This window comes from Streptomyces gardneri (assembly GCF_006539185.1).
Classification (GTDB): domain Bacteria; phylum Actinomycetota; class Actinomycetes; order Streptomycetales; family Streptomycetaceae; genus Streptomyces; species Streptomyces gardneri.
Window position 1 is genome coordinate 54,082 of sequence record NZ_BJMN01000051.1, and the last position, 18,610, is coordinate 72,691.

The following is an 18,610-nucleotide window of genomic DNA, read 5'->3' on the forward strand; positions in this document are numbered from 1 at the left end:
GGAACGGCCGTCGGTACGCGGTCGCCGGTACGCGGGCGTCAGTAGCCCGACGTCACGTACAGGCAGTTGGTGTAGCTGTAGCCCGGTTCGATCTTGACCTTGCTGGTCTTGGTGTCGCTGTAGGACGAGCCGGTGCCCGCGCGCTTCTGGAGGAAGTGGTAGTCACCGGCGGGCAGCAGCAGGGTCGCCTTCGGGTACTTCGAGGCGGGGCCCTGGCAGGCCTTGATCTTCTTGCCCTGGGAGAAGATCGGGCCGGGGTACTTGGTGCAGGTCGTGCAGGTCTTGAGCGTGACCTTGCCGGTCATCGGGCCGGTGTAGAGCAGGTCCACCGCGCCCGGGCCGTCGTTGCTCACGACCAGGATCATCCGCGAGCCGCCGGGAACCTCCGAGGGCGGCAGGCGCTTGCCGGCTGCCGGCTCCTCGTCGGCGATCTCGGCGGCGATGGCGATGGAGCGGGCGTGCGCGGCCTGCGGGCTGTCCGGGTACGCCGTCGCGTACTCGGTCATGGTCTTGATGGCCTCCTCGTACTTCTTGTCCTTGAACTGGTCGGTGCCGCAGGCGAAGTCGCCCCGTTGGACGCCAGCGACGGCCTCGCGCGTGACGCCGTCGAGGGAGGCGTCCGTCATGTCCCTGAGGGTCGTCCTGAGGGTGCGGAGCTCGGCCGTGGCGACGCAGGGGTCGGTGGAGCTGTCGAGCACGTCCGTACGCTTCTTGACCGCTTCCCGGACCGCCGGCTCGACGCGGGTGGCGTGGCTCGACTTCGGGAAGGTGCCGAGGAGCTCGTTGAGGCTCTCGGCGGCGGTCGGCTTCGCGGTGTCCACCGCGAGCGCGGCCGTCCCGCACTCGTAGAGGGAGTGGGCCAGCGGCTCGTCGGCCTTGGCGGGCCGGGAGCCCAGGAGGCCCTTGTCGAAGGAGTCGGCGAGCCCCCGCAGGTGCTTGAGCGGGGTGATCGCCTCGCAGTACGTCTTCTTCTCGTACGGGCCGGAGACCGTCTCGTAGTACGCGTCGAGCCGCGCCGGGACGAGCTTGCCGGCCCGCGAGCCCGCGTGCTTCGTGCCGAGGTCCTCGTACGCGTCCAGCGCCTTGGTGAGGAGCGGCTCGGCCTTGTCGAAGGGCAGACCGTCCGCCGACTTCACCTCGGCGTCCGCGGCGGAGAGCCGGTCGAGCAGCGCCTGCTCGCGCGCCTCGTCACGGGCAGCCCCGTAGGCGAGCGAACCGCCCGCGGGGACGGCGAGCAGCACGACGGCGAGCGGGAGGGCCAGGCGCCGGAAGGAGGCGCCGAGCCTGAGGGTCGCGCGCAGTCCGCGCCGGGCCCCGTCGGCGGCGGCGAGCAGCAGGAAGGCGCCGTAGCCGATGAGGAGGCCCGCGGGCACGCCGTCGACGTCGGCGGGGAGCGCGAGGACGAGCAGGGCGGCGGTGGCGACCCAGCAGACCGCGGCACCGATCCAGTTGCGCAGGAAGACGTAACCGAGGCCCAGGCAGGAGAGGTTGAGCAGGCCGATCAGGGCGGCCTGTGCCGGGTTCGCCTCACCGCGCGGCCCCTGGCCGGAGCCGGAGGGCGGGCCGTACCCCGGCGGAGCGGCGGGCGGCGGCGGCAGCGTCCCCGCACCGGCCCAGCCGGGCGCGGTCGCGGGCGCGGATCCCGGCGGGGGTCCGTACCCCTGCCCGGCACCGGGCGGCGGGCCGAATCCGGGCGGCGGGGCCGAGGCTCCGGAGGCTCCCGGAGCGGAGGCACCCGGACCGCCGGGCGGCGGGGCCTCCCAGGGCGCCGGAGCCCCGAAGCCCCCACTCGTACCACCGGCGTGCGGAGGTCTGTCTAACGATCCTTCTCCCGCTCCCGGCACGCGGTCGGACGGCTCGGGACGTGCGTCGTTCGGTTCTTCCCCCACCACGGTTCCCCCTCGTGGGTCCATGCGCGGTGACACCCCACCGTCGCTCCTTCCACCTACCCTTCACCGTCCGGCCACACGCGTCCACGGTTCCGCGAACCCGGTGACCAAGCTGCGACCTACCCGCTACCGGCATTCGCCCCGCACAGGGCCTAAAGTCGCGGGGTGCCGTACGACCACCGGAAGACCGCCCCCCGTACCCTCGCCCTCGCGCTGGCCCTCGCGGGCTGCTGCGCCGCGCTCGCCGGCTGCGGCGCCTCCCAGGCGTCCGAGGACTCCCCGGCGGCCGGGAAGGGCGGGACGCAGACCCCGCCGCCCGCCGTCAACGCCACACCCGCCACGCCCACCGCACCGGGCGCCTCCGCCACGCCTGCGACAACGGCTCCTTCCTCCTCCGGCTCCCCTTCCGGCTCCGGGCAGCAGGAGTCCCGCTCCCTGGCCGGGCGGACCGTCGTCGTCGACCCCGGCCACAACCCCGGGAACTTCCGGCACTCCCGGGAGATCAACGCGAAGGTGGACATCGGCACGGCCCGCAAGGAGTGCGACACCACCGGCACGTCCACGAACGGCACCGCCTCGGAGGCCGCCTACACGGAGGCCGCCTTCACCCTGGACGTCTCCCACCGGCTGCGGGACCTCCTCACCGCGCGCGGCGCGAAGGTGGTCCTCACCCACGACGCCGACCGGCCCTGGGGTCCCTGCATCGACGAGCGGGCCGCGATCGGCAACGCGGCCCGCGCCGACGCGGTCGTCTCCGTCCACGCGGACGGCTCGGCCGTCGGCCACCGCGGCTTCCATGTGATCCTGCCCGCACGGGTGAGCTCCGGCGCTGCGGACACCGGCGCGATCGTCGGCCCCTCCCGTGAACTCGGGAAGAACATCGCCGACCACTTCGCCCGCGCGACCGGCACCGCGCCCGCCAACTATCTCGCCGGGGGCACGGGGTTGGACGTCCGCAAGGACCTCGGCGGGCTGAATCTCTCAACCGTGCCCAAGGTCTTCGTCGAATGCGGCAATATGCGTGATCCGAAGGATGCCGCGCTGCTGACGTCGGCGGCATGGCGGCAGAAGGCCGCCCGCGGCATGGCGGACGGCATCGCCACCTACCTCAACGGGTAGAACCCGCGAGCGATAGATTCGCTCCGTAATATGGGGCCGCCCCCGTGCCACGACCTTGAGCGCCACCCCCGACGCGACGACGCGCAACGCCGCGAACGCCGCGACGACGACCTGACGAAGGATTCTTACGTGAATATCCGCTCCCTCACCCGAGGCGATGGCGTGCTGATCGGTGCAGCGGTGGTGCTGTTCATCGCCTCGTTCCTGGGCATCTCCAGCTGCGAAGCCAGCGACGCGATCTGCGACCAGATCGACATCCCGAACTCGTGGGAGATGTCCCCGCTCGGCTGGGGCTCGTTCTTCCTCGGCATCGCCGGTGCCGCGCTGGTCGTCGCCTCCCGTGCCCTGCCGCAGCAGCGCAAGGTCGCCGGTCTGGAGCTCGGCCAGGTCGGCGCCGGCTTCGCCATCGCCTCCGCGTGGACCCTGCTCATGTGGATCTTCGAGTCGGAGAGCGCCGGTGCCGGTCTCATCCTCGGTCTGATCGCCTCGCTCGTGCTCGCCGGTGCCGCCGTCGCCGGTCCGCTGGTGCCCGCCCTCAAGGCCCCGCTCGTGGGCGCGCCGAGCCCGCAGACCCCGCAGCCGTACGGCATGCAGCCCGGCCAGCCGGGTCAGCCGGGCGTCCCCGGTGGCTACGGCTACCCGGGTGCGCAGCAGCAGTTCGGTGCCGGCGCCCCGCAGGACCCGTCTCACGGTGCGGGCCAGCCGTTCGGTGCGCAGGGTGCCCCGCAGCCGCACGCTCCGCAGCCGCACGCCCCGCAGCAGCCGGAGCCGCAGGCCGCCCCGGCCCCGCAGCCCCAGGCGGCGCAGCCGTCCGCGGACTTCGCGCCGTTCTGGTTCGCGGTCCCGGTCGCCCGCCCGCTGTACGCGGAGGACGGCTCTCAGGCGCCGATCGCCGAACTGGCCCCCGGTACCTGGTACCTGGCGGTCGAGCAGCGCGGTCCGGCCCTGGTGGCCCAGACGCAGGACGGCCGCCGCGGCGTCCTCCAGGACACCACGGGCATCCAGCGCGGCTGATCCCGCACGGCTCGCACGACGGCCCCTCGTCCGGAATCCCTTCCGGGCGGGGGGCCGTTGACGTACAGTCCCGTCCGGGACAGTGAGCTGACGGATCGTCAGAAAGGTGACGCCATGCGCCTCGGACTCGCCCTCGGCTACTGGGGCCGCGGCCCCTCCCCCGCCCATCTGGACCTCGCCCGCGAGGCCGAGCGGCTCGGGTACGACTCCGTGTGGACGGCGGAGGCCTGGGGCTCCGACGCGTTCACCGCGCTGACCTGGATCGCCGCGCACACCTCGCGCATCAGGCTCGGGACCGCCGTCGCGCAGATGGCCGCCCGCACCCCGACCGCGACCGCGATGCACGCGCTCACGCTCGACCACCTCTCCGGCGGCCGCATGATGCTCGGGCTCGGCCTCTCGGGGCCGCAGGTCGTCGAGGGCTGGTACGGCCGCCCCTTCCCCCGCTCCCCGCTGACCGCCACCCGCGAGTACGTGGACGTGATCCGCCAGGTCCTGCGCCGCGAGGGACCCGTCACACTCGACGGGCGCTTCCACGCACATCCGTACGCCGGCGAGGACGGCACCGGGCTCGGCAAGGCCCTCAAGCCGATCACCCACCCCCTCCGGCCGGACCTCCCGATCCTCCTGGGCGCCGAAGGCCCCAGGAACATCGCGCAGACCCTCACCATCGCCGACGGCTGGCTGCCCCTCTACTGGTCCCCGGACCGCTGGGCCGAGGTGTACGCGCTCCCCGGGACGCTCCCCGAGGGCTTCACGGTCGCCCCGATGGTCCGCGCGCAGGTCTGCGAGGACGTGACGGCCGGGCTGCTGCCCGTCAAGGCGATGCTCGGCTTCTACATCGGCGGCATGGGGCACGCCGCCCGCAACTTCCACGCCGACCTCATGGGGCGGATGGGGTACGGGAAGGAGGCCGGCCGCATCCAGGAGCTGTTCGCGGCAGGGCGGCGCGAGGAGGCGGTGCTCGCCGTCCCGGACGCCTTCGCGGACGAGATCTCGCTCGTCGGCCCCCGGGAGCGGATAGCCGAGCGCCTCGACGCATGGCGGCGGGGCCCGGTGACGGACCTCCTGGTCACCTCACCGGACCCCGCGACGCTCCGTGTCCTGGCGGAGCTGAACTCCTAGAGAACTCCAGCGCCTACCCGCCGAGTTGGGCCGTACTGGGCACCTGGTCGACCACCTCGGCGCCCGCGCTCTTGCCCGCGTCCTTGATGCTGTTGATGACGGACTCGAAGGCGCCGACGTCCGCGGCGCCCGCCTCGCCCTTCCGGAGCTTGGTCCCGAGGTCCTTGAGCGACTCGATCCCGGCGGAGAGCGGCGCGACCGCCTTCGAGAGCAGCGGGTCGCCCTTGGCGTTGTTCACCGCCGCCTTGAGCCGGTTGTAGGTGAACGCGCCCGCGAGACCCGCCTTCACGAGGGCGAAGGTCCGCCCGTCCGCGCCCTTCGCGAACTTGCCCGCGCGGTACGGCTTCACGATCCACTGGTACGCGGCACCCGCGGCGAGACCCGCGTTGGCCACGAACCGCGTCTTGGCCAGCTTCTGCTGCTCGAAGGTGCTCGACGCCGTCGGGGTCGCGGCACCGCTCGCGCTCTGCGTGTCGTCGTCGTTGCAGGCGGCGGTCGTCAGGAGCAGGGTGCAGGACAGCACCAGGGCGACGACACCCCGGGTGAAGGGGCGGGACACGGCTCTGGACGCGGACGCGGTTCGGGGCACGGCGAGACCTCCCTGGGGATAGCGGCGTCGCCAGCCTCACCCCGGTCCGGAAGGTCCGCCACTTGGGCGACTCCGTACGGGTTCCGCACGGAACGGAGCCCGTACGGACCCGTGGCCGATCCCGGCCCGATCCCGGCCGGGATCGGGCCTCGGCCCTCGCCTCAGCTCCCGCAGCAGTCCGGTTCGAGGCCGGCCGGGAGCCGTTCGCCGCCGAAGACGGCGACCGTCGCCTCTTCCCCACCGAGCGCCGCCACCGCGAGGAGGAGGGAGCCGGCGGTCCAGCTCGTCTGCTCCTCCGGCCACATGGCCTTGTCGCTCTCCGTGTCGCCCTCGAAGACGTACCCCGTCCAGTACATGCCGTTCGCCGCGCGCAGGTGCCCGATGTCCTGGAGGACCGTGAGGGCCCGGTCGGATTCGCCCATCGCCCAGAGGGTGAGGGCCAGCTCGCAGGACTCGCCGCCCGTGACCCACGGGTTCGGGACGACGCACCGCACACCGAGGCCGGGCACGACGAACTCGTCCCAGGCGGCCTCGATCCGGGCCTTGGCCTCGGGGCCGGTGATCGCGCCGCCGAGGACCGGGTAGTACCAGTCCATCGAGTAGCGGGACTTGTCGAGGAAGCGCTCGGGGTGCCGGCGGATCGCGTGACCGAGCGCCCCCGTCGCCAACTCCCAGTCGGGCTGCGGCTCTTCGCGGACCTCGGCGATGGCGAGAGCGCAGCGCAGCGCCTGATGGATCGACGAACTGCCGGTCAGCAGCGCGTCGTTCACCGGCGTGCCGTCGGGCTCACGCTTCCAGCCGATCTGACCGCCGGGCTGCTGGAGTCCGAGGACGAACTCGACGGCCGCGTAGACGGCGGGCCACATCCGGTCGAGGAAGGCGTCGTCGCCGGTGGACAGGTAGTGGTGCCAGACGCCGACGGCTATGTACGCGACGAAGTTGGACTCCCGGCTCCGGTCGGTGACGTCGTCCGGGTCGCCGTCGTGGTAGGCCGCGTACCAGGAGCCGTCGCCGTTCTGGTGGCGGGCGAGCCACTCGTAGGCGCGGGTCGCGGCGGCGTGCTCGCCGGCCGCGTCGAGGGCCATGGCCGCCTCGGTGTGGTCCCACGGGTCGAGGTGGTGGCCCCGGAACCACGGTATGGCGCCGTCCTCGCGCTGGACGGCGAGTATCCCGGCGACGGTCTCGGCGGCCTGCTCGGCGGTGAGCACCCCGGGCAGGACGAGGTGCTCCGCGATCCGCTCGGGAGAGGTCACTTCGCGTCGGCCTTCGGAAGGTGGGGCTTGGTCGCGTACGCCACGAAGCTCTTGCCGACGACCGGGTTGAGCAGCTGCTCGGTGACCCGGGTCAGGGCGGGCTTCTTCATGATGTCCCAGACCAGGAGCTTGTGGTACGCGCGGACCGGCAGGGCCTTGTCGTTGTCGACGCCGAAGGCGCACTTCAGCCACCAGTACGGCGCGTGCAGGGCGTGCGCGTGGTGGGTGCCGTACGGCTTGAGGCCGGCCTGCCGGATCTTGCCGAGGAGCTCGTCGGCCTTGTAGATGCGGATGTGGCCGCCCTCGACCTCGTGGTACTCGTCGGAGAGCGCCCAGCAGATCTTCTCGGGGCCGTAGCGGGGGACGGTGATCGCGATCCGGCCGCCCGGCTTGAGGACGCGGACCATCTCGGCGAGCACGCCCTTGTCGTCCGGGATGTGCTCCATGACCTCGGAGATGATCACGACGTCGAAGGACGCGTCGGGGAACGGCAGGTTGAGGGCGTCGCCCTCCATGGCCGTGGCGGTCGCCCCGGCGGGGGCCTCCCCGGCCTCCTTCATCGCCGCGAACCACTTGGCGACCTCGCGGATCTCCTCGCCGTTCTGGTCGAGGGCCACGACCTGGGCGCCGCGCCGGTAGCACTCGAAGGCGTGCCGGCCCGCACCACAGCCCAGGTCGAGCACGCGGTCGCCGGGGGCGAGCGGGAAGCGGGTGAAGTCGACGGTCAGCACGAAGTCCTGCTTTCGCGGTTGGAGGGTGGGGGCGGGCAGGCGTTCCGCAGGGCGATGGGGGTCCCCCCTGCTCGAGCGGAGCCGAGAGCTCGGGGGAGGGTGGGCACAACCCACCCACCGGGCCGCACCCGGCGACAACGGCGAGGTGTCACCGGCGGACTCCGGCTCCCTGACGGGCCACAGCCTCGCGGTACAGCTCGGCCGTCCCGTGAGCGGCGCGCGCCCACGTAAAGCGGTCCAGGACCCTGGCGCGGCCCGCCGCACCGAGCCGGGCCCGCAGCTCCGCATCGCCGAGCACCCGCCCGAGCGCGGCCGCCAGCGCCCCCGCGTCGCCCGGCGGCACCGCCAGACAGGTCTCGCCGTCGGCTCCCGCGACCTCGGGGATCGCGCCGCCGGTGGTGGCGACGAGCGGGGTCCCGGTCGCCATGCCCTCGGCGGCGGGCAGCGAGAAGCCCTCGTAGAGGGAGGGCACGCAGGCGACCTGGGCGGAGCGGTAGAGGTCGACGAGCTCGGCGTCGCTGATGCCCTTGACGAACTCGACGGCGCCGCCGAGCCCGTACCGCTCGATGGCCTGGGCGACGGGGCCGTCCTCGGCGCGCTTGCCGACGACGACGAGGTGGGCGTCGGGGCGCTCGGTGCGGAGCTTGGCGAGCGCCTCGATCAGGAAGACCAGGCCCTTGAGGGGGACGTCGGCGCTGGAGGTGGTGACGATCCGGCCGGGGACCTCGGCGACGGCCGGGTCCGGGGACCAGAGCGTGGTGTCGGCGCCGATGTGGACGACCTTGATGCGGTCCTCGCGTACGCCGAGGTGCTCGACGATCTCCTGGCGGGAGGTGCCGGAGACGGTGAGGACGGACTCGGACCGGCGGGCGACGCGCTTCTGCATGCGGGTGAAGGCGTACCAGCGGCGGACGGAGGCACGGCGCTTCCAGTCGGCGGCGGCGTCGAGTTCGAGCTGCCGGTCGACGGTGATGGGGTGGTGGATCGTGGTGACGAGCGGCGCGCCGAGGGCCCGGGGGCCGCCGAGGAGCCCGTATCCGAGGGTCTGGTTGTCGTGGACGACGTCGAAGTCGCCGCGGCGGGCGGCGAGCATGCGCCGGGCCCGCAGGGAGAAGGTGAGCGGCTCGGGGAAGCCGCCGGTCCACATGGTGGCGACTTCCAGGCCGTCGATCCAGTCCCGGTACTCCTCGCGCTTCGGCGTCCGGAAGGGGTCCGGCGAGCGGTAGAGGTCGAGGCTGGCGATCTCGGTGAGCGGCACGCCGTCGTCGAGCGTGGGGTACGGCTGGGAGCCGATGACCTCGACGGTGTGGCCGAGGCGGGAGAGCTCGCGGGAGAGATGGCGGACGTAGACGCCCTGACCTCCGCAGAAGGGGTTGCCCTTGTACGTGAGGAGAGCGATCCGCAACGGACGGTCACCGTCCGCGGTGACGCCCTGCCGGGGGCTGGCCGGGCTTGCCTCTATGGCTTCCGCGGTCACTGGGCGACCCCCTTCGAGCGTGTTTCGCCGGAGCGTAACCGCTCGCGCTAATCTAGAACAAGTTACAGACTTGATCGTTCTCGATCTCCTCGGACGATCTTCTTGATCGTTCAAGGAGGACAGAATCTACCGGCAGGTAGCTCCGTGGTGAGAGCCGGAACAGGTGATTCGCGCCACGACGGCCGGACCGCCATACTGTCGCTCCCCACCGCCGCTCCCACCGCACGGAACGGGAACCCATGACCGCAGACAACAGGGCGGACCTCAGCCCCTCGGCGCCGGCTCTCACGGAGCGCCAGGAGGCACGGCGGCGCCGCATCCTGGACGCCAGCGCGCAGCTCGCGGCGCGGGGCGGCTTCGACGCCGTACAGATGCGGGAGGTCGCCGAGGCGGCCGGGGTGGCCCTCGGCACGCTGTACCGCTACTTCCCGTCCAAGATCCACCTGCTGGTCGCGACGATGCAGGACCAGCTCCAGCACATGCACACCACGCTGCGGAAGCGGCCGCCGGCGGGCACGGACCCGGCGGAGCGGGTCGCGGAGACCCTCATGCGGGCCTTCCGGGCGCTCCAGCGGGAGCCGCAGCTGGCCGACGCGATGGTGCGGGCGCTGACCTTCGCGGACCGCGGGGTGAGCCCCGAGGTCGACACGGTCTCGCGGCTGACGACCGCGATCATCCTGGACGCGATGGGGGTCGAGCACCCGAGCCCGCAGCAGCTGTCGGCGGTGCGGGTGATCGAGCACACCTGGCACTCGGCGCTGATCACCTGGCTGTCGGGGCGCGCCTCGATCGCGCAGGTGAAGATCGACATCGAGACGGTCTGCCGGCTGATCGACCTGACGGCCCCGGAGGCGGCGCCGCGCCACTGACGGGACGCGCCCGCGCCCCCGGCGGCTGACATGCCGGGGGCGCGGGCGGCACCGGTGGATCAGGACGAAGGCGTGACCTTGTTGGCCCCCGCGATCGCCGCCGCGCACTCCGGGCTGCCGTCGACGGCCACGAACATCACCAGCTTCAGCGGGCCGGCGGAGTGGTTGCTGGCCTGGAGCTGCCAGCTGCTCTTCTTCAGCGACTTGATGACCGAGCCGCCCTGTCCGGAGCTGCGCTCCTCCGTCCAGCCGCCCTTGGTGAGGGTCGCCACGGTGTCCGTGTAGGACTTCGCCGGGTCCTTGGCCGTCTCGGCATCGGCCGTCCAGCTGACCATGCAGTCCTTGGCCTCGGCCGGAATCTGCTCGCCCGAGGCGTCCTGTGTGAAGCCGGCCCCCGTCGCCGCGTCGGTCAGCTCCTTGGTGACCGCGGCCCCGTCGAGCCGCTCGCCGCCGGAGCCGCCCGAACCGCCCGTCGCGGCCGAACCGGCCGAGGAGGAACCCCCGGACGCCGAACCGCCCTTGTCCGAACCGCCCTCGCTGCCGCAACCGGCGACCAGCAGCACCACACCAGCGGCCGCGGCCACCCACTTCGCCTTGCGCACGACACTCCCAAATACGCATGTACGAAGGCCTCTTGCCCCCGTTTTCAAGGGCACAGTTTTGCACGTGGGAACGACAGTGCGTGACGAACGGGGGACATGTCACCCCGTGGCGTCCCCCTTGCCGTCCCCGCCGCTGACCCCGTTGTCGTCCCCGAACAGGAGCTTCGCCTCCCGCTCGGTGAACCGGCTCATGCACACGTCCTCCGTCGCCTGGAAGGAGACCACGTCCATCACCACCGTCTTCGAGGCATGGTGACGTGCCATCAGCGTCCAGCCACGCTTCCTGAGCGTGACGGCCACCGAGGTCCCACCCTTCTCGTCGAGCTTCTCCACCTGCCGGTTCCCGGTCTTCCAGCCCTCCTCGACGAGCGCGGCGAGTGTCCGGTCGAACTTCCCCCGCGCCGCGTCCACCGTGGGCCCGACGTACTGCCAGGCGGCGGTGCAGGCGGCGGCCCGCTGGGCGAGCCGCTCCCGTTCGCTGCCGGCCGAGGCGGTGGAGCTCGCCTCCCCCGTCTCCGGCAGGCCGGACTCCGGCAGCCCGGCCCCGGCCACGGCCGCACGGATCTCACCCTGAGCAGCCTCCCGCCCGAAGCCCCCGGAGCCGGTCTTCTCCCCCACCCCGACGGTCCCGCACCCCGTCCCGAGCAGCGCCACCGCGCCCGCCCCGGCCGCGACCGCCGCCCACCGTGTCCCGCGCATGTCGTCCCCACTCCCTCGGCTGCTGTGCCGAGGGAGTGTCGCACGCGGCCCTGACCTGCTACTCCTCCGGTGGGTACACCGGCTCGCCGCCGTCCGCCAGGGTGATCAGGATGGCCTCCACCGGGCAGCCCTCCGCCGCCGCGAGGAGGCGTTCGCCCGCGTCCGCCTCCTGGTCCGTGGGGTGGGACTGGCGGGCCGTGTCGAGGCGGAAGGCGGCCGGGGCGTGGTTGACGCACATGCCGGAGCCGATGCAGACGCTTCGGTCGACCTCGACGTGCCAGCGGTCCCCCATCACGCGTCCCCGTATCCGGCCGGCAGGTGGATCATCTTGTGCTCCAGGTACTCGCCGAAGCCCTCGGGGCCGAACTCCCTGCCCAGGCCGGAGTTCTTGTAGCCGCCGAAGGGGCCGAGCATGTCGAGGCTGAAGGTGTTGACGTTGAAGGTGCCGGTGCGGACCCGGCGGGCGAAGTCGATGCCGTGCTCCACGTCCCCGGTCCAGACGCTGCCGCTGAGCCCGAAGTCGGAGTCGTTGGCGATCCCCAGGGCCTCGGCCTCGTCCTCGTACGGCAGGAGGCAGATGACCGGGCCGAAGATCTCCTCGCGGGCGATCCGCATGGAGTTGTCGACGCCGCCGAAGAGGGTCGGCTCGACGTACCAGCCGCGGTCGAGCCCCGCCGGGCGGCCGCCGCCCGCGAGGACCTTGGCGCCCTCCGCCTGGCCGATGCCGATGTAGTCGAGCGAGCGCTGCTGCTGGCGCCGGGCGACGAGCGGACCGACCTGGGTGGCCGGGTCGAGCGGGTCGCCGACGACGAGCGCGCCCGCCGCCGCCGCGAAGGCCTCGGCGATCTCCTCGTAGCGGGAGCGCGGGGCGAGGATGCGGGTCTGGGCCACGCACGCCTGGCCGTTGTTCATCCAGGCGGCCGGGACGATCCCGGCGAGGGCGGTGTCCAGGTCCGCGTCCGGCAGGATCACCGCGGCCGACTTCCCGCCGAGTTCGAGGGTGACCCGGGTGAGGTTGCGGGAGGCGACCTCCATGACCCGCCTGCCGGCCGCGACCGAGCCGGTGAAGGAGACCTTGTCGACACCGGGGTGCCCGACGAGGTACTCGCTGACCTCGCGGTCCGCGGGCAGGATGCTGAGCACGCCCTCGGGCAGCCCCGCCTCGGTCGCGATCTCGGCGAGGATGTACGAGTCGAGCGGCGCCTCCGGCGAGGGCTTGAGGACCACCGCGCAGCCGGCGAGCAGCGCCGGACCCAGCTTGGCGGCGGCGGTGAACTGCGGCACGTTCCACGGGATGACGGCCGCGACCACGCCCACCGGCTCGCGCCGGACGAGCAGCGGGCCGAGCACGCCGCCGCGCCGCTCCTCGAAGGCGAAGTCCCGGGCGACGGTGATCGCCGCGTCCCAGACCATCATCGCGCCGAGCGCCTGGGCGAGGACGGACCAGGAGTACGGGGAGCCGTTCTGCGAGCTGATGGAGCGGGCGATCTCCTCGTAGCGGACGGCGAACGCGTCCTTGATGCGGGTGACGACCGCGATCCGCTCCTCCAGTGCCATCCGCGGCCAGGGCCCCTCGTCGAAGGCCCGGCGGGCGGCGGCGACGGCCCGGTCGACATCGGCCTCGGAGGCGTGCGGGACCCGGCCGATGACCTCCTCGGTGTGCGGCGAGATCACTTCGATGACCTCACTGCCGAGCGGATCGGTCAACTCCCCGCCGATGAACAGCTTTCCGTGCTCCACAAGCTCGGTCATGACCGCTGCCTCCCGAGGAGAAGAAGTTCTCTGACTTTCTGACGGTGCTTCAGAACTGATACCAGTTCTAGTTACCATGGGCAACGGTCGAGCAGGCTCCGTACGGCCTTGGAGAGAAGAGGGCACATGACCCAGGTGACCGAGCACGGCGGAGGCGTCTGGTCCCTGCGGGTGCCCATCCCGGACAATCCGCTCGGCCACACCCTGGTCCACGTCCTCGACACCGACCGCGGCCCGGTCCTCGTCGACACCGGCTGGGACGACCCGACCTCCTGGCACGAACTCACCTCCGGACTCGGCGCGTTGGGCCTCTCGGTCCAGGAGATCCACGGCGTCGTCATCACCCACCACCACCCCGACCACCACGGCCTCTCCGGCCGGGTCCGCGAGGAGTCCGGGGCCTGGATCGCCATGCACGCCGCCGACACGGCCGTCGTCCGCCGCACCCGCGAGGCCGAGCCGGGCACCTGGCTCGACTACATGACGCAGAAGCTGACCGCCGTCGGCGCCCCCGAGGAGCACGTCGCCCCGCTGCGGGCCGCCCGCGCCGCCGGCCGCATGCGGACCCTGCCGGGGCTGCGCTCCGCCGTACCCGACCGGGAGATCGTCCCCGGCGAGCTCCTCGACCTCGCCGGCCGGCGGCTGCGCGCGATCTGGACCCCCGGCCACACCCCGGGCCACGTCTGCCTCCACCTGGAGGAGCAGCACCCCGCCGGGCTGCCGGGCCACGGCCGGCTCTTCTCCGGCGACCACCTGCTGCCCGGGATCTCCCCGCACATCGGCCTGTACGAGAACCCGGGCGAGGCCCACGAGACCGACCCCCTCGGCGACTACCTCGACTCCCTCGAACGCATCGGCCGCCTCGGCGTCGCCGAGGTCCTCCCCGCCCACCAGTACGCCTTCGCCGACGCCGCCGGCCGGGTCCACGAGCTCCTCGCCCACCACGAGGAACGGCTCACCGGGCTCCTCTCCCTGCTCGCCGCCCCGCTCACCCCCTGGCAGCTCGCCGAGCGCATGGAGTGGAACCGCCCCTGGGCCGAGATCCCCCACGGCTCCCGGAACATCGCCGTGAGCGAGGCCGAGGCCCACGTCCGCCGCCTGGTGAAGCTGGGCCGCGCGGAGGCCGTGCCGGGCACGGACCCGGTGACGTACGTCGCGGTGTGAGGCGGCGTACGGGGCGCCGGGTGGGGCGCGGTGTGAGCTGCTGTGTGAGGCGCCTCGCACCCTCCGGGCGGCGGGCATACGGGCCGGTAGAGTGAGCGGGTCGTCATCATGCCCGCGTATGGGGGGAAGCCGGTGAAAATCCGGCACTGACCCGCAACCGTGAGCCACCCCGTGAACGGGGCGGCGAGTCGGACTGCCCCGTCCGGGACGTGACCGCCGGCACCGTCGAGGAATACGGAGCCGGAGCCTGGTGCCCCTGTGGCGTGCCGGTGCCCGGCCGCAGGAGAGGGCCCCATGAACACCGTCCGCCGCGGCGCCGCCGCGCTCGCAGCCGCCGCCGTCGTCATCGGCACCGGAGCGGCCCTGGCCCTTCCGGCAGCCGCCGCTCCCTCCCCGTCCGACGCCCCGTCCGACTCGGCATCCGCGTCGTCCGAGCCGGCGCCCGACTCGGCGTCCGCCTCCGCGTCCGGGGCCTCCAGCGGTCTGTACGGCACGGCGGACCCGACGTACGACGGCGTGTGGCGCCAGTCGTACGCCTTCCTCGCCCAGCGCGGCGCCGGCTTCCAGCCCGCCGACCTGGCCGTGGACTGGCTCCTCGGCCAGCAGTGCGCCGACGGCTCCTTCAGCTCCTACCGCGCGGACACGGCGACGCCCTGCGACGCGAAGACCATGCGCGACACCAACGCCACCGCCCTCGCCGTCCAGGCGCTCGGCTCCGTCCGCCGCGAGTCCGCCGACCCGGAGAAGGTCGACAAGGCCGTCAAGGCCGGCGACGGCTGGCTGCGGAGCGTGCAGAACAAGGACGGCGGCTGGGGCTACACCCCCGGCGGCCCCAGCGACGCCAACTCCACCTCGCTCATCGCCGGCGCCCTCGCCGCGACCGGCATCAAGCCCGGCTCCTACACCTCCGTCGAGGGCCGCACCCCCTACGACGCGCTCCTCACCTTCGCGCTGCCCTGCTCCGACAAGGACGGCGCCGGAGCCTTCGCGTACCAGCCCGACAAGACCGGCAAGCTCCTCGCCAACGCGGACGCCACCGCCGCGGCCACCCTCGCCGGGCTCGGCAAGAGCGTCGTCTCCACCAAGGCCTCCCCCGAGCAGTCCCCGACCTGCCAGGACCTGACGAAGCCGACCATCGAGCGGGCCGCGCTCAACGGCGCCTCCTACCTGGCGAAGGCCCTCGCGAAGACGGGCCACCTCACCGCCCCGCCGATGCCCGGCTCCACCGACACGACGGAGAAGCCGGACGTCGGCAACACCGCCGACGCGGTCCTGGCGCTCGCCGCTGCCGGTGCGACGAAGGAGGCGCAGCCCGCGCTGGAGTGGCTGGAGAAGAACTCCGCCGCCTGGGCGAAGGAGAGCGGCCCCGCCGCGTACGCGCAGCTGATCCTGGCCGCCCGCGCGACGGAGACCGACCCGCGCGAGTTCGGCACGGCCGACCTGGTCGAGCAGCTGAACGCCCTGGGCCCGGCGCCCAAGAGCCCGGACACCTCCGACGCGGCCACGAGCGACGACGAGTCCGGCTTCGACGTGTGGTGGATCATCGGCATCGGCATGGTCGTCGGCGTCGGCATCGGCTTCCTCGTGAGCGGCCGCAAGAAGTGACGACGAGCAGGAACGGCGCGGCCGCCCGGACCGGCGCCGCCCGGACCGGGGCCACCCGGGCCGGCGCCGTCGTGGCCGGGGCGGTTCTCGCGCTCACGGCCGTCGCGGCGGCCCCCGCACAGGCCGCCGGCTACCGCTACTGGTCGTTCTGGGAGAGCGACGGCGGGAAGACCTGGACCTACGCCAGTCAGGGACCGGCCACCGCACGCCCCGCCGACGGCGACGCGATCGGCTTCCGCTTCGCGCTCAGCCAGGGCACGAGCGACACCTCCCGCCCCTCCGCCCTCCCCGACTTCTCCGGGATCTGCGCGGGTGTGGAGAAGAAGGACGGCAGCAAGCGGATCGCGGTCGTCGTCGACTTCGGCGGCCCGCAGGACGCCCCGACCGGCGAGAAGCCGCCGGCGAAGCCGGTCACGGCCGGCTGCGCGCAGGTCCGTGAGGACGCGACGGGCGCGGAGGCGCTGGCCGCGGTGGCGAAGCCGCTGCGGTACGACGGCGCGGCGATGCTGTGCGGGATCGCCGGGTATCCGGCGCGGGGCTGCGGCGAGCAGGTCGCGGAGGGCGAGGAGCGGCCCACCGCGCCGTCCGCCTCTGCTTCCGCTTCCGCTTCGGCCGCCCCCCTCGCCACCGGCTCCGCCTCCGCCTCCGGCGAAGAGAGCGGAGAGGGCCCCTCCTTCGGTGTGCTCGCCGGTGGGGCTGCCGTGCTCGCGCTCGGCGGCGCCGCGGTCTGGAAGGCCCGCCGCCGCGGATGAGCCCCGCATGAGCCCCGCCCGTAGCCGCAGGACGTTCGCGGCCCCCGTGGCGAACCGGTCGAACGCCCTCCACGCCGGAGCCTGGTGGCTGTGGGCGCTCGGCCTGGCCGTCGCCGCCTCGCGCACCACCAACCCGCTGCTGCTCGGCCTGCTGGTCGGGGTCGCCGGCTACGTCGTGGCGGCCCGCCGCACGGACGCGCCCTGGGCGCGCTCGTACGGGGCGTTCGTGAAGCTCGGCCTGTTCGTGGTCTTCCTGCGGGTCGTCTTCTCACTGCTGCTCGGCTCCCCGATCCCGGGGACGCACGTCCTGTTCACGCTGCCCGAGGTGCCGCTGCCCGAGTGGGCGCAAGGGGTACGGATCGGGGGCCGGGTCACCGCCGAGCAGCTGGTCTTCGCCCTCTACGACGGCGCGAAGCTGGCGACCCTGCTGATCTGCGTGGGCGCGGCGAACGCGCTGGCCAACCCGGCGCGGCTGCTGAAGTCGCTGCCGGGGGCCCTGTACGAGGCCGGGGTCGCCGTCGTCGTGGCGATGACCTTCGCGCCGAACATGGTCGCCGACGTGGTCCGGCTGCGGACCGCCCGCCGCCTGCGGGGCCGCCCCACGGGCGGGGTCCGGGCGGTGCTCCAGATCGGTCTGCCGGTGCTCGAAGGAGCCCTTGAGCGGTCGATCGCGGTGGCGGCCTCGATGGACGCGCGGGGCTACGGCCGGACGGCGCAGGTCCCCGCGTCCGTACGCCGTACGACGAACGTGCTGACCCTGGGCGGGCTGCTCGGCGTCTGCGCCGGTTCGTACGGGCTGCTCGCGGCGGAGGGCGCCGGATACGGGCTGCCGCTGCTCGCCGCCGGGCTCCTGGCGGCGATGGCGGGGCTCCGGCTCGGCGGGCTGCGGACCGTGCGGACCCGGTACCGGCCCGACCACTGGGGCGTACGGGCCTGGCTGGTCGCGGGCTCCGGAGTGACGGTCGCGGTCCTGATGATCTGGGCCAACGCGTACGCACCGGAGGCGCTGCACCCCGGGGTCGTCCCGCTGGAGGCGCCGGAGCTGCCGCTCTGGCCGGCCGTCTCGATCCTGGTGGGCCTGGTCCCGGCGTTCGTGGCCCCCGTACCGAAGGAGAACGCGTGATCCGCTTCGAGAACGTCTCGGTGAGGTACGAGGAGGACCGCGAGCCCACCCTGCGGGGCCTGGACCTGACGGTCCCCGAGGGGGAGCTCGTCCTGCTCGTCGGCCCGTCCGGCGTCGGCAAGTCGACCCTGCTCGGCGCGGTCTCCGGCCTGGTCCCGCACTTCACGGGCGGCACCCTGACCGGCCGGGTGACCGTCGACGGCCGGGACACCCGCACGCATCCGCCGCGTGAGCTGGCGGACGTGGTGGGGACCGTCGGGCAGGACCCGTCGGCGCACTTCGTGACGGACACGGTCGAGGACGAGCTCGCGTACGGGATGGAGTCGCTGGGCCTCGCCCCGGCCGTCATGCGGCGCCGGGTCGAGGAGACGCTCGACCTCCTGGGCCTGGCGGAACTCCGCGACCGCCCGATCGCCACGCTCTCCGGCGGCCAGCGGCAGCGCGTCGCGATCGGCTCGGTCCTGACCCCGCACCCCAAGGTCCTCGTCCTCGACGAGCCGACGTCCGCGCTGGACCCGTCGGCGGCGGAGGACGTCCTGGCCGTGCTCCAGCGCCTGGTCCACGACCTGGGCACGACGGTCCTCCTGGCCGAGCACCGCCTGGAGCGGGTCGTCCAGTACGCGGATCAGGTGATCCTGCTGCCGGAGGGCGTGATGGGCGCGCCGACGGACATCATGGCGATCTCCCCGGTCCACCCGCCGGTGGTGGCACTCGGCCGCCTCGCGGGCTGGGACCCGCTGCCGCTGACGGTGCGGGACGCGCGGCGGCGGTCGGGGGAACTGAAGGAGCGACTGGCGGGACGGCCGGCGGGGGCGGGCCCTGCGGGGCTGCTCCCCCACCCCGCGAA

Annotated in this window: 18 protein-coding genes; 9 read left to right on the forward strand and 9 right to left on the reverse strand. The window is 73.4% G+C overall.

Annotation, left to right across the window (positions count from 1 at the left end; translation table 11 throughout):
• Positions 1-38: 38 nt before the first annotated feature.
• On the reverse strand, positions 39-1,373 hold the full coding sequence (locus tag SGA01_RS33175; protein ID WP_255325315.1) for a tol-pal system YbgF family protein: 1,335 nt from the start codon (positions 1,371-1,373) through the stop codon (positions 39-41).
• Positions 1,374-2,054: 681 nt separating this feature from the next.
• Between SGA01_RS33175 and SGA01_RS33180 the strand changes: the two genes are divergently transcribed.
• The 3 genes from SGA01_RS33180 (at position 2,055) to SGA01_RS33190 (ending at position 5,147) form a co-directional block, all read left to right on the forward strand.
• A complete protein-coding gene (locus SGA01_RS33180) occupies positions 2,055-3,008 on the forward strand; it encodes an N-acetylmuramoyl-L-alanine amidase (RefSeq protein WP_190133492.1) in 954 nt (317 codons plus the stop codon).
• Between the two features lie 129 nt (positions 3,009-3,137).
• Positions 3,138-4,022, forward strand: coding sequence for a DUF5336 domain-containing protein (locus SGA01_RS33185; RefSeq protein WP_141301275.1), 885 nt, complete (start codon positions 3,138-3,140; stop codon positions 4,020-4,022).
• 114 nt (positions 4,023-4,136) lie between these two features.
• The gene (locus SGA01_RS33190; protein WP_141301277.1) at positions 4,137-5,147 is read left to right on the forward strand and encodes an LLM class F420-dependent oxidoreductase; all 1,011 of its coding nucleotides are present in this window, start codon (positions 4,137-4,139) and stop codon (positions 5,145-5,147) included.
• 13 nt (positions 5,148-5,160) lie between these two features.
• Here the strand turns inward: SGA01_RS33190 and SGA01_RS33195 are convergent, their stop codons facing one another.
• The 4 genes from SGA01_RS33195 to SGA01_RS33210 form a co-directional block, all read right to left on the reverse strand.
• On the reverse strand, positions 5,161-5,736 hold the full coding sequence (locus tag SGA01_RS33195; RefSeq protein WP_229917562.1) for a hypothetical protein: 576 nt from the start codon (positions 5,734-5,736) through the stop codon (positions 5,161-5,163).
• 161 nt (positions 5,737-5,897) lie between these two features.
• Positions 5,898-6,989 carry a prenyltransferase/squalene oxidase repeat-containing protein gene (locus tag SGA01_RS33200; RefSeq protein ID WP_141301279.1) on the reverse strand — a complete coding sequence of 364 codons (1,092 nt, stop codon included), beginning with the start codon at positions 6,987-6,989 and terminating at the stop codon, positions 5,898-5,900.
• A complete protein-coding gene (locus SGA01_RS33205; RefSeq protein ID WP_141301281.1) occupies positions 6,986-7,720 on the reverse strand; it encodes a class I SAM-dependent methyltransferase in 735 nt (244 codons plus the stop codon). Before SGA01_RS33205 ends, SGA01_RS33200 begins: the two co-directional genes overlap by 4 nt.
• Positions 7,721-7,868: 148 nt before the next feature.
• Complete coding sequence (locus SGA01_RS33210) at positions 7,869-9,197, reverse strand: glycosyltransferase family 4 protein (RefSeq protein ID WP_141301283.1); 1,329 nt, start codon at positions 9,195-9,197, stop codon at positions 7,869-7,871.
• A 239-nt stretch (positions 9,198-9,436) separates the two neighbouring features.
• On the opposite strand from SGA01_RS33210, the gene SGA01_RS33215 reads away from it, so the two are divergent.
• A complete protein-coding gene (locus SGA01_RS33215) occupies positions 9,437-10,066 on the forward strand; it encodes a TetR family transcriptional regulator (protein WP_141301285.1) in 630 nt (209 codons plus the stop codon).
• A gap of 59 nt (positions 10,067-10,125) precedes the next feature.
• On the opposite strand, the gene SGA01_RS33220 is transcribed toward SGA01_RS33215, so the two are convergent.
• The 4 genes from SGA01_RS33220 to SGA01_RS33235 all read right to left on the reverse strand — a co-directional run bounded on the left by SGA01_RS33220 (position 10,126) and on the right by SGA01_RS33235 (position 13,119).
• On the reverse strand, positions 10,126-10,668 hold the full coding sequence (locus SGA01_RS33220; RefSeq protein ID WP_141301287.1) for a hypothetical protein: 543 nt from the start codon (positions 10,666-10,668) through the stop codon (positions 10,126-10,128).
• A gap of 99 nt (positions 10,669-10,767) precedes the next feature.
• Complete coding sequence (locus tag SGA01_RS33225) at positions 10,768-11,367, reverse strand: hypothetical protein (RefSeq protein ID WP_141301288.1); 600 nt, start codon at positions 11,365-11,367, stop codon at positions 10,768-10,770.
• 58 nt (positions 11,368-11,425) lie between these two features.
• Positions 11,426-11,659 carry a ferredoxin gene (locus SGA01_RS33230; RefSeq protein WP_141301290.1) on the reverse strand — a complete coding sequence of 78 codons (234 nt, stop codon included), beginning with the start codon at positions 11,657-11,659 and terminating at the stop codon, positions 11,426-11,428.
• On the reverse strand, positions 11,659-13,119 hold the full coding sequence (locus SGA01_RS33235) for an aldehyde dehydrogenase (RefSeq protein WP_055643803.1): 1,461 nt from the start codon (positions 13,117-13,119) through the stop codon (positions 11,659-11,661). The genes SGA01_RS33230 and SGA01_RS33235 overlap by 1 nt, the downstream gene beginning before the upstream one ends.
• Before the next feature lie 126 nt (positions 13,120-13,245).
• Here SGA01_RS33235 and SGA01_RS33240 point away from each other — a divergent pair, with 126 nt between their 5' ends.
• The 5 genes from SGA01_RS33240 to SGA01_RS33260 form a co-directional block, all read left to right on the forward strand.
• Positions 13,246-14,283 (forward strand): Strvi_7410 family MBL fold metallo-hydrolase, encoded by a 1,038-nt coding sequence (locus tag SGA01_RS33240; protein ID WP_141301292.1) that lies wholly within the window; start codon positions 13,246-13,248, stop codon positions 14,281-14,283.
• A 294-nt stretch (positions 14,284-14,577) separates the two neighbouring features.
• Positions 14,578-15,888, forward strand: coding sequence for an SCO2321 family membrane protein (locus SGA01_RS33245; RefSeq protein WP_141301294.1), 1,311 nt, complete (start codon positions 14,578-14,580; stop codon positions 15,886-15,888).
• Positions 15,885-16,640 (forward strand): SCO2322 family protein, encoded by a 756-nt coding sequence (locus SGA01_RS33250; RefSeq protein ID WP_371866249.1) that lies wholly within the window; start codon positions 15,885-15,887, stop codon positions 16,638-16,640. Before SGA01_RS33245 ends, SGA01_RS33250 begins: the two co-directional genes overlap by 4 nt.
• Positions 16,641-16,647: 7 nt before the next feature.
• Complete coding sequence (locus tag SGA01_RS33255; protein ID WP_141301295.1) at positions 16,648-17,763, forward strand: energy-coupling factor transporter transmembrane component T; 1,116 nt, start codon at positions 16,648-16,650, stop codon at positions 17,761-17,763.
• Positions 17,760-18,610: ABC transporter ATP-binding protein (locus tag SGA01_RS33260; RefSeq protein WP_141301297.1), on the forward strand; the 851-nt coding region annotated here is incomplete at its 3' end. The genes SGA01_RS33255 and SGA01_RS33260, both read left to right, overlap by 4 nt.